The organism is Microcoleus sp. Pol10D4 (assembly GCF_036701555.1).
Lineage (GTDB): Bacteria > Cyanobacteriota > Cyanobacteriia > Cyanobacteriales > Microcoleaceae > Microcoleus.
Genome location: NZ_JAUBRA010000051.1, coordinates 37,565 through 51,474, shown reverse-complemented (window position 1 = coordinate 51,474; position 13,910 = coordinate 37,565). Strand labels below are relative to the sequence as shown.

At 45.1% G+C, this 13,910-nt stretch carries 13 protein-coding genes and 1 pseudogene; 3 read left to right on the top strand and 11 right to left on the bottom strand.

The window, feature by feature from the left end; translation table 11 throughout:
• Nucleotides 1-77: 77 nt before the first annotated feature.
• The 8 genes and pseudogenes from pruA to QUA36_RS22280 form a co-directional block, all read right to left on the bottom strand.
• Nucleotides 78-3,053, bottom strand: a complete 2,976-nt coding sequence (gene pruA / locus QUA36_RS22315; protein ID WP_333459150.1) for an L-glutamate gamma-semialdehyde dehydrogenase — start codon at nucleotides 3,051-3,053, stop codon at nucleotides 78-80.
• Nucleotides 3,054-3,138: 85 nt separating this feature from the next.
• Nucleotides 3,139-4,056 (bottom strand): hypothetical protein, encoded by a 918-nt coding sequence (locus QUA36_RS22310; protein ID WP_333459149.1) that lies wholly within the window; start codon nucleotides 4,054-4,056, stop codon nucleotides 3,139-3,141.
• A 169-nt stretch (nucleotides 4,057-4,225) separates the two neighbouring features.
• The gene (locus tag QUA36_RS22305) at nucleotides 4,226-4,570 is read right to left on the bottom strand and encodes a DUF5615 family PIN-like protein (RefSeq protein ID WP_172190526.1); all 345 of its coding nucleotides are present in this window, start codon (nucleotides 4,568-4,570) and stop codon (nucleotides 4,226-4,228) included.
• Nucleotides 4,571-4,574: 4 nt separating this feature from the next.
• Nucleotides 4,575-4,901, bottom strand: a complete 327-nt coding sequence (locus QUA36_RS22300) for a DUF433 domain-containing protein (protein ID WP_333163642.1) — start codon at nucleotides 4,899-4,901, stop codon at nucleotides 4,575-4,577.
• A 145-nt stretch (nucleotides 4,902-5,046) separates the two neighbouring features.
• Entirely contained in the window at nucleotides 5,047-5,280 is a 234-nt protein-coding gene (locus QUA36_RS22295) for a hypothetical protein (RefSeq protein ID WP_333459148.1), read from the bottom strand.
• 230 nt (nucleotides 5,281-5,510) lie between these two features.
• Nucleotides 5,511-8,168, bottom strand: coding sequence for a protein-arginine deiminase family protein (locus QUA36_RS22290; RefSeq protein ID WP_333459147.1), 2,658 nt, complete (start codon nucleotides 8,166-8,168; stop codon nucleotides 5,511-5,513).
• A gap of 198 nt (nucleotides 8,169-8,366) precedes the next feature.
• On the bottom strand, nucleotides 8,367-8,693 hold the full coding sequence (locus QUA36_RS22285; protein ID WP_333459146.1) for a DUF433 domain-containing protein: 327 nt from the start codon (nucleotides 8,691-8,693) through the stop codon (nucleotides 8,367-8,369).
• A gap of 53 nt (nucleotides 8,694-8,746) precedes the next feature.
• Nucleotides 8,747-9,074: pseudogene (locus tag QUA36_RS22280) on the bottom strand (DUF433 domain-containing protein).
• A 580-nt stretch (nucleotides 9,075-9,654) separates the two neighbouring features.
• On the opposite strand from QUA36_RS22280, the gene QUA36_RS22275 reads away from it, so the two are divergent.
• Nucleotides 9,655-9,969 (top strand): hypothetical protein, encoded by a 315-nt coding sequence (locus tag QUA36_RS22275; RefSeq protein WP_333459145.1) that lies wholly within the window; start codon nucleotides 9,655-9,657, stop codon nucleotides 9,967-9,969.
• Nucleotides 9,970-9,989: 20 nt separating this feature from the next.
• Here QUA36_RS22275 and QUA36_RS22270 read toward each other — a convergent pair whose 3' ends face one another.
• On the bottom strand, nucleotides 9,990-10,685 hold the full coding sequence (locus QUA36_RS22270; RefSeq protein ID WP_333459144.1) for a hypothetical protein: 696 nt from the start codon (nucleotides 10,683-10,685) through the stop codon (nucleotides 9,990-9,992).
• 261 nt (nucleotides 10,686-10,946) lie between these two features.
• On the opposite strand from QUA36_RS22270, the gene QUA36_RS22265 reads away from it, so the two are divergent.
• Nucleotides 10,947-11,222 (top strand): hypothetical protein, encoded by a 276-nt coding sequence (locus QUA36_RS22265; protein ID WP_333459143.1) that lies wholly within the window; start codon nucleotides 10,947-10,949, stop codon nucleotides 11,220-11,222.
• A 304-nt stretch (nucleotides 11,223-11,526) separates the two neighbouring features.
• Nucleotides 11,527-11,889, top strand: coding sequence for a tetratricopeptide repeat protein (locus tag QUA36_RS22260; RefSeq protein ID WP_333163661.1), 363 nt, complete (start codon nucleotides 11,527-11,529; stop codon nucleotides 11,887-11,889).
• Nucleotides 11,890-12,099: 210 nt separating this feature from the next.
• Here the strand turns inward: QUA36_RS22260 and QUA36_RS22255 are convergent, their stop codons facing one another.
• A complete protein-coding gene (locus tag QUA36_RS22255; RefSeq protein ID WP_333459142.1) occupies nucleotides 12,100-13,512 on the bottom strand; it encodes an NAD(P)(+) transhydrogenase (Re/Si-specific) subunit beta in 1,413 nt (470 codons plus the stop codon).
• Nucleotides 13,509-13,802 carry an NAD(P) transhydrogenase subunit alpha gene (locus tag QUA36_RS22250; protein WP_106150865.1) on the bottom strand — a complete coding sequence of 98 codons (294 nt, stop codon included), beginning with the start codon at nucleotides 13,800-13,802 and terminating at the stop codon, nucleotides 13,509-13,511. Before QUA36_RS22250 ends, QUA36_RS22255 begins: the two co-directional genes overlap by 4 nt.
• Nucleotides 13,803-13,910: the final 108 nt, after the last annotated feature.

Sequence of the window (13,910 nt, the reverse complement as noted above, 5' to 3'; positions counted from 1 at the left end):
GACTGAAGTCCCCCGCTCCGCTTCCCTCTCAGGGCTAAAGCCGCTGAGTTTCCCGCATCCCGTATTGATTTTTATGATTAATCATCTACTCCTTCAATCGGCGCAAAACCCTGCCGCTGAATATTTTCGGTTATGGTGCGGGGTTCGAGGAATTGTAGCAAATAATCCGGGCCACCTGCTTTAGAACCAACTCCCGAAAGTTTGAATCCTCCGAAGGGTTGCCGCGATACCACAGCCCCGGTAATTCCGCGATTGATGTACAGGTTTCCAACTTCAAAATCGGATGCGGCTCGATCGATATGCGAAGGTGTGCGAGAATACAATCCGCCAGTTAAAGCAAAATTCGTGCCGTTAGCAATAGCAATCGCTTCGCTGAAATTCTTTGCCCGAATCACCGACAAAACCGGGCCGAAAATTTCTTCTTGGGCGATAGTTGCTGTGGGCGATACTTCGGTAACAATGACTGGGCCGACAAAATAGCCGGTTTCCGGTGCCGACATTTCTAAAGCTATTTTAGCTTCGGCGCGGCCTGTTTCGATGTATTCGCGGATGCGCGAATGGGCATTTGCATCGATCACAGGGCCAACTTGAGTGCCGGGATTTTCTGCGGGGCCGACATTGAGCGATCGCGTCGCTTCTACCAATCTTGCCACAAAATTATCGTACACCGATTCGACCACAATTACTCGCGAACAAGCGGAACATTTTTGGCCACTGTATCCAAATGCCGAATAAACTACGCCTGCAACTGCTTGGTCTAAATCCGCACTTTCATCGACAATAATTGCATTCTTGCCGCCCATTTCAGCAATTACTCGTTTCAGGTGTTTTTGCCCAGGCTGCAAAATCGCAGCATCGGCATAAATCCGACAGCCAACTTCCTGAGAACCGGTGAAAGTAATCATGTGAACGTCAGGATGTTTCACCATGTAAGCGCCCACCGTTGAACCTTTGCAAGGCACGTATTGAAATACGCCTTTGGGGATTCCGGATTCTACCAATATTTCAGCTATTTTTGCTGCAATTACTGAGGAAACTTCCGCAGGTTTGAGTAAAGTACAATTTCCAGCAACTAAGGATGCAACTGTCATGCCGACGGGAATTGCGAGGGGAAAATTCCAAGGCGAAATGATTAAAGAAATGCCGCGCGGCTGATAGATGTAGCGGTTGGTTTCTCCGGCTACGTCGTAATTTTTTCCTTGTTCCAACCGTTCCATTTCGTCGGCGTAGTAGCGACAAAAATCTATAGCTTCGGAGACTTCGGCATCGCATTCTCTGACGGGTTTCCCGACTTCAAACACCATCCAAGCTGATAGTTCGTGCCGGCGCTGTTCCATCAATTCTGCGGCTTTGCGGAGGACGCCGGCGCGCTGTCGGACGGGGGTTTTTCGCCAACCAGTGAAGGCTGCTTTTGCTGCTTCAAGGGCTTGTTTGGCCTGTTCTTCGGAAAGCAATCCGATGGTGCCGACTACTTCTGTGGGATTGGAAGGGTTGAGAGAGTTAACTGTTGCTTCAGTATTTTGGTATTCGCCATTGATTAGGGGTAAATAGGTTTTACCTAAGTTGGCGCGCACTGATTTGATGGCTGTTTCTGCTTGTTGCCGCAATTTGGTATTGGCGTAGTCGGTATCGGCAACGTTGGGAAATACTTTGCTGTAAACTAGCTGGTCATTTCCGTTAGCAACGGGCGCGGCTAACAATTGTTCGATCGGCATTTCTTCGGAACTTTGCCGGATGAAAGAACTGTTGGCGGTATTTTCCAGCAAACGGCGGATCAAATAAGCCATTCCCGGCAGCAAATCGCCGTAGGGGCAGTAGACTCGGACGCGATAACCTCGATCGACCAAAAGCTTAGCCAATTTGTCGCCCATGCCATACAGCACTTGCATTTCAAAGCGGCGGCGCGGTATATTGAGAGTCTCGGCAATGGCGATCGCCCTCGCTTGCGATCGGACATTATGACTGCCAATAGCTGCATACAAATATTCGTGATTTTCTAGCAGCAACTGCGTCATCTGCTCGAAATTAGCATCGGTAGCAACTTTGTCATTGTAGACCGGCTGCGGCCAATCTTTCTGCATCGCTTTGATAGTTTCCTGATCCCAGTAAGCGCCTTTTACCAGCCGCACTGTTACCGGACTTCCGCGTTTTTTTGCCCAGGAAATCAGGTTTCGCAAATCTTGGGCACTGTCGCGCAAATATGCTTGCAATGTAATTCCGATATCCGTGCGACTGCGAAACTCTTCCTCTAGCAATAAGTCTTTGAGAATGGTCAGAGTTAAACTTTTGTAAGCATACTGTTCCATATCAAAATGAACAGCAGCGCCCAACTCCTTGGCGCGGCGTAGTAACAGGCGAATTCTCTCGCTTACTTTCTCCTCGCTACCTTTAGCATCCAACGGGTCAAACTGAGAATAAAAAGCCGTTAACTTTACCGATACTTGCACTCGCGGCAAAGTTTCATCATCAGCTTTGTCAATTGCATCTACCTGCGGCCAATTCTTCGCTGCCTTAGCCAGTTCCTCCATCAATTCCAAATAGCGGTTAAGATAAATTTGCGCCTCAGTTTCAGTAATGACAGCTTCCCCCAAAAGGTCAACTGTAAAACCCATTTTATCTTTGCGAAGTCGCTCTAAAGTTTTAACTACCTGCTTGATATTTTCGCCAGAAATATACTTGTGCGCCAAAGTTTCCACCGCAGGCGCAACCGTCGTCGCAGCCAATTGTCCAGGAATCGAATCAGCGTTAGTAAAATTGAGCAATTTTTTCAAAGCTTCGGGCAATTCTACCTCTTGGGCCGTCAGGTATTCTTGCAGGTGGCGGGCAATTTCCGGCTTGCTGCGGAGGGCCGGCAAACAGTCAATAAATCGAAACAATTGCACCCGCAGTCCGGGGCTAGCCATCGCCCAATCCATGAGTTTGTCGTCCCAGCGCATTTGGTCTTGGAGTTGACCGAAAAAAGAGCGCTTTTTGTCTTGAGTTGCCTTCAGGATTTCTTTGGCAATTTCTTGAGTTTTTGCTTCGTAGATGTTGGGAGATATTTGTGCAACCATTGGTAATTAGTAATGTGTAATTTTTTATTGGCAACCAGGGCGGGTTTATGTATTGTGTAACTACCCCCTGATACAATTATAGTTGCTATTTAACTTCAATTTTCACTTGGTAGTTTGCTTGGCGATCGCCTGAAATTTCAATAGTATAATCGCCGCTACTGGTTAGTTGACCTTGCCACTGGCCTGTGCTGTCAGCAGTACCTAAATTTTCACCGTTAGGAGCAATAATTGCTGCGCTAACTTGACCTTCTTGAACATTTATTGTCATGCTTTGGCCGCTATTGCACTCCAGTAAGTAGCGCCTCGATATGTTGGCTCGCAAACTATTGCTCAGAGTAGTTCCCGTAGCACCCGCTTGAAAATAAACTCGCTCGGTTACAGGGGTTTCAACTGCAGCGGGAGTTGGAGAAGGAGAAGGCAAAGGAGAAGGCAACGGCGAAGCAAGTTGCGGAACGCCAGACACAGAGGGTATTTGAGTGGGACGGGGCGACGGAGAGATTGTGGGGGGGAGTCCATTTCCAGGTGCTGGGGGAAGTCCGGGCCGACGGTTGGCGGGCGCTGTTGCGACAGGGGGAGGGCTTTCGGGAAGGGGTACGTCAGCGGGTAGTTTGATTTGAAGGTTCACTCTTTCCTGATACATTCTCCACGCTAGCAAACTGCCGAGACTGAGGACGGAACCGACTAACATTCCGCTGAGAAAAACTGCTAAGATTTGCCAGGAGCGAGCTGGTTTGGGATCGGGGTTGACATTCGGAATTGTTGGAGGCGGATAACTTGCAAGTTGAGTTGTTTCCGGCGCGATATCGGCTGCAATTGGAATTGTTTCGGCTTCGTCGATTGGCGCTGAAATATCTTCGGGCGCGGCAATTTCTGCGGGAGTTTCTACTGATGCTGAAGGTGCATCGGCACTGGCAATTTCACTGCGATCGAGCTCATCGCTAGCAGTGGAAATTGTTTCGGGTTGCTGAGTCAAAATTTGTTTTTTTTCCTGTTCGTCGCTCATGGGGCTAAAATTATTTTACAAAGACCGCTTTTAGACATTTTACGTTACTGGTGCGATCGCCTGCACAGCATCCATACGGCACGGCTATTGACAAAATGCCGTCCGTGTCTATCTAGAAATCTATCTGCTGGGGCGATCGCAATTTACCAATTTTTTAAATCTCTGTTACTTATTGAGATGGACGATTGACTCTAACCAGCATTCCTCTCAATGTTTCCACATTAGAAATAGCCTCCGAAATACGTGTAGCCATCCTCTGTCTGTCCTGCTGATCGTCTTTGCAGACAATGATACCAGCATGATTAGGTTGTGAAGCGTGCAGCCGAATAAAATCGATTCGATTGAGTGTTAAAACTGCCCGTTCCTTTGTGACAGCAAAAGCCAGAACATCTTCATCAGGAATGCCCAGATTTGCATTACTTGCTTCTTGTACAGTAAGCACATCGTGACCGAGAGCGCGAAGTAATTCAACTACTACCCGAGGGAATTGTTCATCTGCATACAAACCTGCCATGATATTAGTCTATATTGTTCAACTTAATTACTGCTTCAATCTCGTCAGGAAATGCTTCAGCATAAGCCCAGGCATTTTTCAAGTCGCTAGCACTAAGATGCGGATAATCTTCTAAAAGTTGAGCATCAGTTGCACCTAATCGACGAGACTCTACCAATCCCCAAACAGAAATTCTAGTCCCTGCAATCCTGGCATTACCGCCGACTACACCGGGAGTTTTTTCAATTCCCTGCCAGGTGTTGGCTAAACTTTGAGCTAATATCTGTATTGCTTGAGCTTTCTCGGGCGGAGTCAGGGAAAGCAGTTGCGGTTCTAATTCTTTTAGTGTCATAGTTAATCAGGGGTTTGACTGCTGAGAATGTCGTATCTATATTATAGCGATCAAGCTTTTTACTGGTAAAAATAAACCACCAGACAAGAAAATGGTACTTTTGTGGAACAGGCATCTTGCCTGTTCATAAAAATGGTGCAAGATATTATTTGTCGCGATCCTCTCTAATTAAAGCGCTACTATCTAGTATCATCCCCATATTCGCCGGACGAGACTCGCGACGACGGCTGATTTCTGCCAATAGTTCTGTTACAGACTTTTTACCTTTTCCTGAGAGGGGTTTTGTCTCTGTTGACAACTCGGTTTCTAAAATGGCGATCGCAAACGCGCTAATCGAGCAGTTTTGAGCATCGGCTAACTCTTGCAGCCTCGTATACAATTCCTCTGGTATGTTTTCTATTTACAGGGTAGCCATATCTTAAACTCCTAGCATATTTTTCCTAAATATTAGCAGAGGAAGGCGGGTTTAGGAGGTATATTGAGATTTACTGTTGGGTGGGGGCGGGTTTACGAGATTGTTCGTTACAGGCGAGTATTGTTGGTGAAACCGCCCCTACAAATTCCTGATTCACGATTCCCCATTCCCGATTCCCCATTCCCGATTCCCAATTAGTAATTATTAGGCAAAGACTGCCAAAAAGGCCGCTCTTCTGGCTTCCTCACAGTATTCGTCGCCGACTGCACGTTTCCTTTCAATTCTTGATAATACCTATCATCCAGAAAACTAACGCTGACGCCAGCAGGAAGCAGCAGTTGGCGCAATCTTTCCTGAGTGTAATCTACACCCTCAATCATTGGCCCGCGCGGATTTGAAACTAACAACTTGCCGTTAACTGGCACCGAATTGACCATATTCGGCCACCAAGCATAACCGCTGTAGCCAAACATCACCGGAACTTGAATAATTTGGTCGTCTCCGAGTAAAAACTCTCTTTTCAACCTCTCTATAATCGGATTAAGTTTCTGATTTTGCAAATAGAGATTGTGTTGAATTAAAGCACGGTTTTTCAAGGCGGCGCTGACAGTTGTTTCAGTGCTCAAACCACGATTGATCTGCACATCGCCGTAACCTCTTCCCTCCAATTCTTCCAACAGCTTAACTCCGGCTTCGGGACTGGCGATCGCCATTACATATTGTCCGGGAGTTTGAGTGGGAATAAAATTGATAATTTCATCGACTTGGCGAGTCAAAAGCCAAGAAGTATCAATATCCACCGGCGGCCCTTGAATTCTCTGAGCTTGAATAAAATCAAGTACCTCTGGATTAAAACTAGAATTTCCCGAATTACCGTAATAAACTCGACCCATTGGGTGTCCGGGAATCGGCGGTGTCACCTGCAAATTGCCGTATCCGTCAGACCACTGACTTACAGGGTCTAAAGAACGAGGATTGCCAATTTTAACTACTTTCAAATCCCGGTCTTGAGTTGATTTAATAGGCGGGTTTTTCTCTGGCTCACTATTGCTTTTTAGGGCTACATTAAACTGGCGTATCTCCGATTCTTCGGGGAGTTGAACGTATCCGTTTTTCTGGGTATCTTGCATCCAAGTGCGATCGCCCTGGAGAATTTTTACTTTGGCGCCCGTGGGTTCTACTGCTTGTTTTAGTTGGGAGATAAATTCGCTGTTGACCGAGCCTCTGTCGCTGACCTGAACTTCTGTTACTGGTGCTGTATTGGGCGCTATCATCCAAGGACTAACGCCCATTTGGATTGTTGTGGAGGCGATTTCTTGGCCGTTGTTTTGGGCAGTTGCTTTGAGATTTACAGTGCCGTTCCAATTGCGATCGGCAAATTGTTTGGCTTCCACACCTAAAACAATATTCGTGCTAAAAACTAGAGGTTTAGCACCGGATATATCTACAGGTTGCCAGCCCTCGCCAGTTTTCTGAAAAACGCTGATGTGAGGGCTGGCCATGCTGTCAGCCGTGATAAATAACTGAGAGGTTTTGAAGTTTTCAGATAGTGTTAAGTTAACTTGAGAAAGCATTGCTGCACGGCGGGGAACCATAACTTTGGTTTGTTTCCAAGTCGGTATCTTGCCGCGATCGTTATTGCGATCGTTAAATAAAATTAGCGCGCCCTTAGACAAAGACCATTGTTCTTTTCCAGCTTCGTCTTGCTCGTTAATTTGGCCATCTCTGTTAGTATCTCCCGCAAAGAAAAAGTTCGGCGGCGACGCGGCGGGTGTAACTGGGGTCAGAGTTGGTGTTGCAGTTGATTCAGGAGTTGGTTGAGTAGTTGCTTGCTGATTTCTCTCTAATTCTTGTCTTTCAAGTTCTTGTCTGGCTAATTCTTGTCGGGCTAATTCTTGCCTTTCAAGTTCTTGTCTGGCTAACTCTTGCCTTTCAAGTTCTTGTCTTTCAACTTCTTTACGAGCTAATTCTTGTCTTTCAAGTTCTTTCCTAGCTAACTCTTGCCTTTGGAATTCTTGCCTTTCTAGTTCTTTTCTGGCTAATTCTTGCTTTTCAAACTCTTGCCTTTCAAGCTCTTTTCTGGCTGATTCTTGCCTTTCAAGTTCTTTGCGAACCAATTCTTGCCTTTGGAATTCTTGCCTTTCTAGTTCTTTTCTAGCCAGGTCTTTTTTCTCTTGCTCTTTTCTCTCTATTTCTCGACGAGCAAATTCTTTTTTCTCTTGCTCTTTGCGGGCTCGCTCCCTTATCTCTTCTTCCTCGGCTCTAATTTTCTCTACCGAACGTGCAACTTGCATTTCATAGGTAGCGACACTGAGGTTTCCTTGATATTCGATGGTTTTGTCGATCGCCCCATCGGCCAAAAAAGAATCGTGAGGAATGAGTCGCAGCGTATTGATAGCCAACTCCCACAGCCGCTGGGACTCTTCCCAAGTAGCAGAAGAATGATTAGAAGAGCGTCCAATTTCGACTGCTTTGGCGGCTAATTTAGCAGCATCGTCCCAATTATATTTGGCTCTTTCTTCTATTTGAATTTGACTTTGAACGCTTTGGAGTTGCTGCGTCAGAGTTTGAGATTGCTGACGGTGGATTGCTGATTGCCAAAGTTCTGCGGGAAACGGGGCGCTGTCGGAAGTTTTGGCAAGGTTATCTAATTGTACTTTCAGCCGATCGCGCAATTTGTAGAGTTCGGAAAGGGATTGCGGATTTGCGCCCTCTGACTGTCGCCCGGAGAGTGCGAGTTGGTAGTTTAGGGAAGGTTGAGCCACTGTTGTGGGGACTGCAACCCAAATAATACCGATGACGACACCGAAACCATTGACGATCGCGATCGCAATATATCGAACCCAGCGCATATAGTTTATCCTCAGACACGCCAATAATTTTACCTAATCTTGGGAGCAATTGGGGATTTAATTATAAGGACTTACGCATGGCGGCCCAGAAACCAGGTTTTTTACAAAAATACTTTGTTGCTGCGGACTGATTCGGTAAAAAAGCCGGTTTCTTTGTCGGAGTCTGTAAGTCTTGTTATAGCAAATTCGCGCCATGTTTTAAGCAGCCTCATTTTCTGTGATTGCTTGTTCAATTTCTTCTGGGTAAGCATCAGCATAAGCCCAAGCATTGACTAAATCAGCCGCAGTCAAATGGGGATAGCACTTAAAAAGTTCCGCATCGCTGCATCCGAGACGGCGATAACCCACCAGTACCCAAACTTGTATGCGAGTATTGCCGACACAGGCATCCCCTCCACAGACACCGGGAGTCTTTTTAATGCCTAAAGAACCGTTGGTTAAATTTTGAGTTAGGATGCTGATTAGTTGAGCTTTATCAACCGCATTTAAGGTTAAGACTTGAGTTTCTAATTCTTGTATAGTCATAAGTGCGATCGCCGGAATATATTATCTAGATTATAGCAAATTCGCGCCATGTTTTAGGCTTCCCCGTTTCTAGCGATCGCTGCTTCAATTTCCTCTGAATGTGCCTCAGCATAAGCCCAAGCATTCGCCAAATATGCTGCACTCAAATGAGGAAAGTCTTGCAAAATCCGCACATCACTTGCACCCAGAATGCGATAATTTACCAGCAACCAAATAGGTATGCGAGTCTTGGCAATTCTAGCATCGCCACCACACACCCCCGGAGTTTTTTTCGATTCCTTGCCAAGTATTGCTTAAACTTTGAACTAATAGCTGTATTGCCTGAGTTTTTTCACCAAGAGTTAAGGCAAATAGTTGTTTTTCTAATTTTTTTAGTGTGATTGTTGGCTATCTAATTAAGATTGAATAACATCCGGGTTATAGTACACCGCAGTGCCCTGTCCCTACAAACAATTCGGGTAGGGATACGGCAGTGCCGTATCCTGACAAATATCTACAATTAACCAACAGAATTTGAATGCAATCTATTAGCTAGATTATAGCGATTGAATCAGCGCGATCGCCCGCCCTCGGCGCTGCCAAATTCTGGCAATACTGATTCCCCACCTATAGCTGCAATTGAAAAAATGGTAGAATTTTATTAATGCGCGATCGAGAAAATCATACACCGCTATTGTAGAAATTATTCGCAGGAATTACGCACTCAGACTAAATAAACCGCGTTTTTTAGATAATCTGTAGCTGTGTACGAGGTATTTCGCAAAAAACCCGGTTTCTGACCGCGCACTCAGACCAAATAAACCGGGTTTTTCAGGGAATTTGTGGCTGTATACGAAGTATTTTCGCAAAAAACCCGGTTTATGCCTTCACACGAGTCAGCCTTATATTCATTTAGTCGCTTTCTCCATAAATGGAAGTAAAAATCGTGAAATCGCCCTGTTATTTCCTAATTTTTATCCTTATGGGATTATCCTTAACAAGCTGCGAACAGGCGAAGTCATTTCAAGAAATAGATCGCACATTTAAAAAGAGTAATGCGATCGAACAACACAATTTTAACTTGCAAGCGGACGATCGCACGATCGATCGAACTAACAACATCCAAGGAAGTCCGGTGAGTGGGAAGTTCGAGCGAACTACCAACTCACCGGAAGAAAGTGCGATCGTGTTAGGAATTTTCGGGTTTTGTTTGATGTGTTATTTATTAGTTTTGAAGTTTCGCGGGAGGGAAGAAGCTAACAAGATGCTGAGAAGAATCCGAAGAAGAGTGAAGTGAGGATAGATACTTGCTAAACCTCATTTTTTCTTAGTGCGGTTGCGTTTTCTCGATTCAGCCGCCGTATTTTTTGCTTTTTTTTGTTTTTCTTTACTTGCTTTAGATTCATTGACAGCACTACCACTTATCGGTTTGCTGGAAAATCCCGATGTATCGGAGTTTTTAGCTGCAATTATAGGAGCAATGCTAGCATTATATATCTCCTGAAATTGTGTTAGACCTTCCCCCGTACTCATATCAAACCCTGCTTGCTGACCTAGCGTTACAAAGGATTTGGCAAATCCAAATTTAGAGGAATCTTCCATAATCTCCTTAAATTCCGGCTCGATATCCCGCAGGTATTTGATAATTGAAGTGGCATTTCGCAGTTTAAATTCTCGCTTCAAAAATTGCCAGAACGCCAATAATTCCGGGATAGCATTTTCACCTTCTTCCGGCGAAAGCAAACTCACTTTCCTGGGAAACAACTCTTCGACTACAGTTGCCACATCTTCCACTTTCATTCGAGGCAGCGTAAAACCTTCATAGCCAAAACCGTAATAAATGAACTGCGAGATCCAAAATCCAACGTCTGGATAAGTTTTACAGTATTCTTCTCCTTCGGGAGAATTGACAAATAGCTCGATTAGCGTTTCCTGATAATCTTCCAGGAGTGGTTCTGCTTCGTCATAATCTAGGTCATTTAGTTGGCGGATGTTAAAAGGTTGATCTGACATAGTTGAAAATTTTTTAATTTAATTGACGTTACCTCTAAGGTTAGTACAATTTTTGCAGTTATATTAATTCTTTAGGATTTCATTATATTTAAATAATCTCCGATCGCAGGTATATTTGACTAGCACCGATCGCCCGTGACTATTTAAACCAAGCTAGCATTGTATAGGGTGATCGACCGTCTCCAGCGAACAGCGAAAGATGTGATATAATCTCAAGTAAAACTATAATTGTTTGAGCTTGGCAGCCCGCCACTTCAAATTATGAAGTCAAGACAACAGTACGAATACATCCACTGCGGCAAAACTCCAGAAGCCATAGCTCAAAAATTTCTGACACTAACTATGGCTCAAGTTGATGCTACGATTTTGTACTATCTGGAAAATCAAGAAACTGTAGGTAAATATGTAGGAGATTGGTTAGAATATTGCCTCAAATCTGAAGCTGAATACGATCGCAATCCATCACCATTTGTCTTAAAAATGCGTAATATAAAAGAGCAAAATAAGAAATCTCAACAATTAGAGCGAATTTATTAGTTATTTTTATTTGATGCTATTATAATATTAACTAAAAGTTGTAATAAATCGCCTTTTGTTACCATGCAACCCGATAACACTGATAGCAGTGAATCTACCAGCTATCCGCCATGCAAAAGATGCGAATATAGTGGAGAATTCTTGTCTCCCGATCCTACGAGTAACTTTAAAATTTGTGCTTATAAATGCAAGGGTTACGCAGCTTTAGCAACATTCCCTTGGCCCAAAGATCGTCCCTGTCCTCAATCTTTTGACGAAAACTTTCCAGGGCCGTAAAAGTTCACATAAAAAACGGAGAACCAAAATGTCAGACTTAGAAAAAGGTCTAGCGGCTTTTAATAACGAAGATTATACCCAAGCATTTACCTTGTTAAAACCGCTAGCAGAAGAGGGCAATGCTGAATCTCAGTGCATCATTGCGAGTATGTATCATTTAGGATTAGGTGGAGAAAAGATGATATTAGAAGCAATTAAATGGTACATCAAATCCGCTGAGCAAGGCTATGGTGTTGCCTCAAACAACTTAGCAGGAATTTATCTTTGCGGTGCTGATGGTGTAGCAGCCGATCGCACTGAAGCAGAAAAATGGTTTCAAAAAGCCAGAGAACAAGGATTTTCACACACACCCATCTCCAGTGGATATTTAAACCAAGCTAGCATTGCATAATATCAAGTCCGCTGGCATCCTTCTAGCATGGAGGGGGCGGGTTTACGAGATTATTAATTTTAGTCAATTATTGTTTGTAAAACCCGCCCCTACAACATTGCAAATCAACCAGACACAATCTCAAACAAACCCAAAACAAAAACCCGGTTTCTCCAAGAAACCGGGTTTTATCATCCGCGTTAATCCGCGTTCATCTGCGGTTGCAAAATCCTACAACTGCTTCACCTCAGAAACCAATTTGGCAACCACATCCTTAGCGCTACCAAACAACATCATCGTCTTATCCTTGTAGAACAACTCATTATCTACACCGGAAAAACCAGCACTCATCCCGCGCTTAATCACGATCGTATGCTTAGCCTTATCAACCTCCAAAATCGGCATCCCATAAATCGGGCTCGCCGTATCGTGACGCGCCGCCGGATTCACCACATCATTCGCACCAATCACCAAAGCCACATCCGTTTCTTCAAACTGCGGATTGATATCGTCCATATCGTACAACTGCGGATAAGGCACGTTTGCTTCCGCCAACAGCACATTCATGTGCCCCGGCATCCGCCCAGCCACCGGGTGAATTGCGTATTTCACGTCAACACCCATTTTTTCCAAACCGTCGGCTAACTCGCGCACCGCGTGCTGTGCTTGCGCTACAGCCATCCCGTAACCGGGAATAATTACAACCGATCGCGCATAACCCAACATCATCGCACTTTCTTCGAGATTGATGCTGCGAACAGTTTTGTCAGTGGCACCACCAGCAGCCCCAGCAGCAGCCCCAGCACTAGCACTACCGCTACCAAAGGCGCTAAACAGCACACTAGAAAGCGATCGATTCATCCCCTTGCACATGATTTGCGTCAAAATAATCCCCGACGCGCCCACCAATGCACCAGCGATAATCAGCATATTGTTCATCAAAATGAACCCAGCCACACTCGCCGCAATCCCCGAATAAGAGTTAAGCAGCGACACCACCACCGGCATATCGCCACCCCCAATCGGGAGCACAAACATGATTCCCAGAATATTGGAAATCGCCACCAAACCCAGGAATACCGGCACATTTTCGGGGTTCGTCAGCATATAACCGCTGCCGGCTAAAAGTGCGATCGCCAGCATGGCATTAAACGGCTGTTGCAGCGGAAACGTCATAGGCGCACCCGGCAGCAATTCTTGCAGCTTCGCAAACGCGACAAGGCTACCAGTGAAAGTAATCCCGCCAATGAGCACACCCAAAAGGATCGTGATTGTCGCGTCTGGAGTTGGCGATTCCGGGATGCTGAGATAGCGCCAGAATTCGCCCACAGCAACGAGTGCAGAAGCCGCGCCCCCAAAACCGTTAAGCAAACCCACCATCTGTGGCATATCCGTCATCGCGACGGTTTTTGCCATAATTGTTCCCAAAATGGAACCGATGATTATTCCGACAGCAATCAATTCGTAGCTGATGACTTGCTTTTCCAGCAACGTACCGACGATCGCAATTAACATCCCGATCGCAGCTAACACATTCCCTTGACGCGCGGTTGCAGGGGAACCCAACTGTTTCAAACCGATAATAAACAAAGATGCGGCAACTAAATAACCTAGTTGAATGCCACTGGGCAGAAAATCGCTCACGCTTTAACCTCTTTTTTCTTGAACATTTGCAGCATTCGATCGGTTACTAAGAAACCGGCGACTACGTTAATTGTGGCCAGGGCGATCGCGATCGTCCCCAAAATCGAAGTAACAGTTACATTACCTTGGCCAGAAATCAGAATTGCACCTAAAACTGCAATTCCAGAAATCGCATTGGAACCCGACATCAAAGGTGTGTGCAGCGTCGGCGGGACTTTATTGATTACTTCAAATCCCACAAACGACGCTAGAGTAAACACCACTAAACCTGCAATCAATCCTTCTGCCATGACAATTGGTAATTGGTAATTGGTTATTAGTCATTAGTCATTAGTCATTAGTCATTAGTTGTTAGTTGTTAGTCAATAGTCATTAGTCCTTAGTCATCAACTGTAAAA

Coding starts and splice junctions, on each gene's coding strand:
- pruA (WP_333459150.1), bottom strand. CDS start 3,053: ATGGTTGCACAAATATCTCCCAACATCTACGAAGCAAAAACTCAAGAA.
- QUA36_RS22310 (WP_333459149.1), bottom strand. CDS start 4,056: ATGAGCGACGAACAGGAAAAAAAACAAATTTTGACTCAGCAACCCGAA.
- QUA36_RS22305 (WP_172190526.1), bottom strand. CDS start 4,570: ATGGCAGGTTTGTATGCAGATGAACAATTCCCTCGGGTAGTAGTTGAA.
- QUA36_RS22300 (WP_333163642.1), bottom strand. CDS start 4,901: ATGACACTAAAAGAATTAGAACCGCAACTGCTTTCCCTGACTCCGCCC.
- QUA36_RS22290 (WP_333459147.1), bottom strand. CDS start 8,168: ATGCGCTGGGTTCGATATATTGCGATCGCGATCGTCAATGGTTTCGGT.
- QUA36_RS22285 (WP_333459146.1), bottom strand. CDS start 8,693: ATGACTATACAAGAATTAGAAACTCAAGTCTTAACCTTAAATGCGGTT.
- QUA36_RS22275 (WP_333459145.1), top strand. CDS start 9,655: ATGGGATTATCCTTAACAAGCTGCGAACAGGCGAAGTCATTTCAAGAA.
- QUA36_RS22270 (WP_333459144.1), bottom strand. CDS start 10,685: ATGTCAGATCAACCTTTTAACATCCGCCAACTAAATGACCTAGATTAT.
- QUA36_RS22265 (WP_333459143.1), top strand. CDS start 10,947: ATGAAGTCAAGACAACAGTACGAATACATCCACTGCGGCAAAACTCCA.
- QUA36_RS22260 (WP_333163661.1), top strand. CDS start 11,527: ATGTCAGACTTAGAAAAAGGTCTAGCGGCTTTTAATAACGAAGATTAT.
- QUA36_RS22250 (WP_106150865.1), bottom strand. CDS start 13,802: ATGGCAGAAGGATTGATTGCAGGTTTAGTGGTGTTTACTCTAGCGTCG.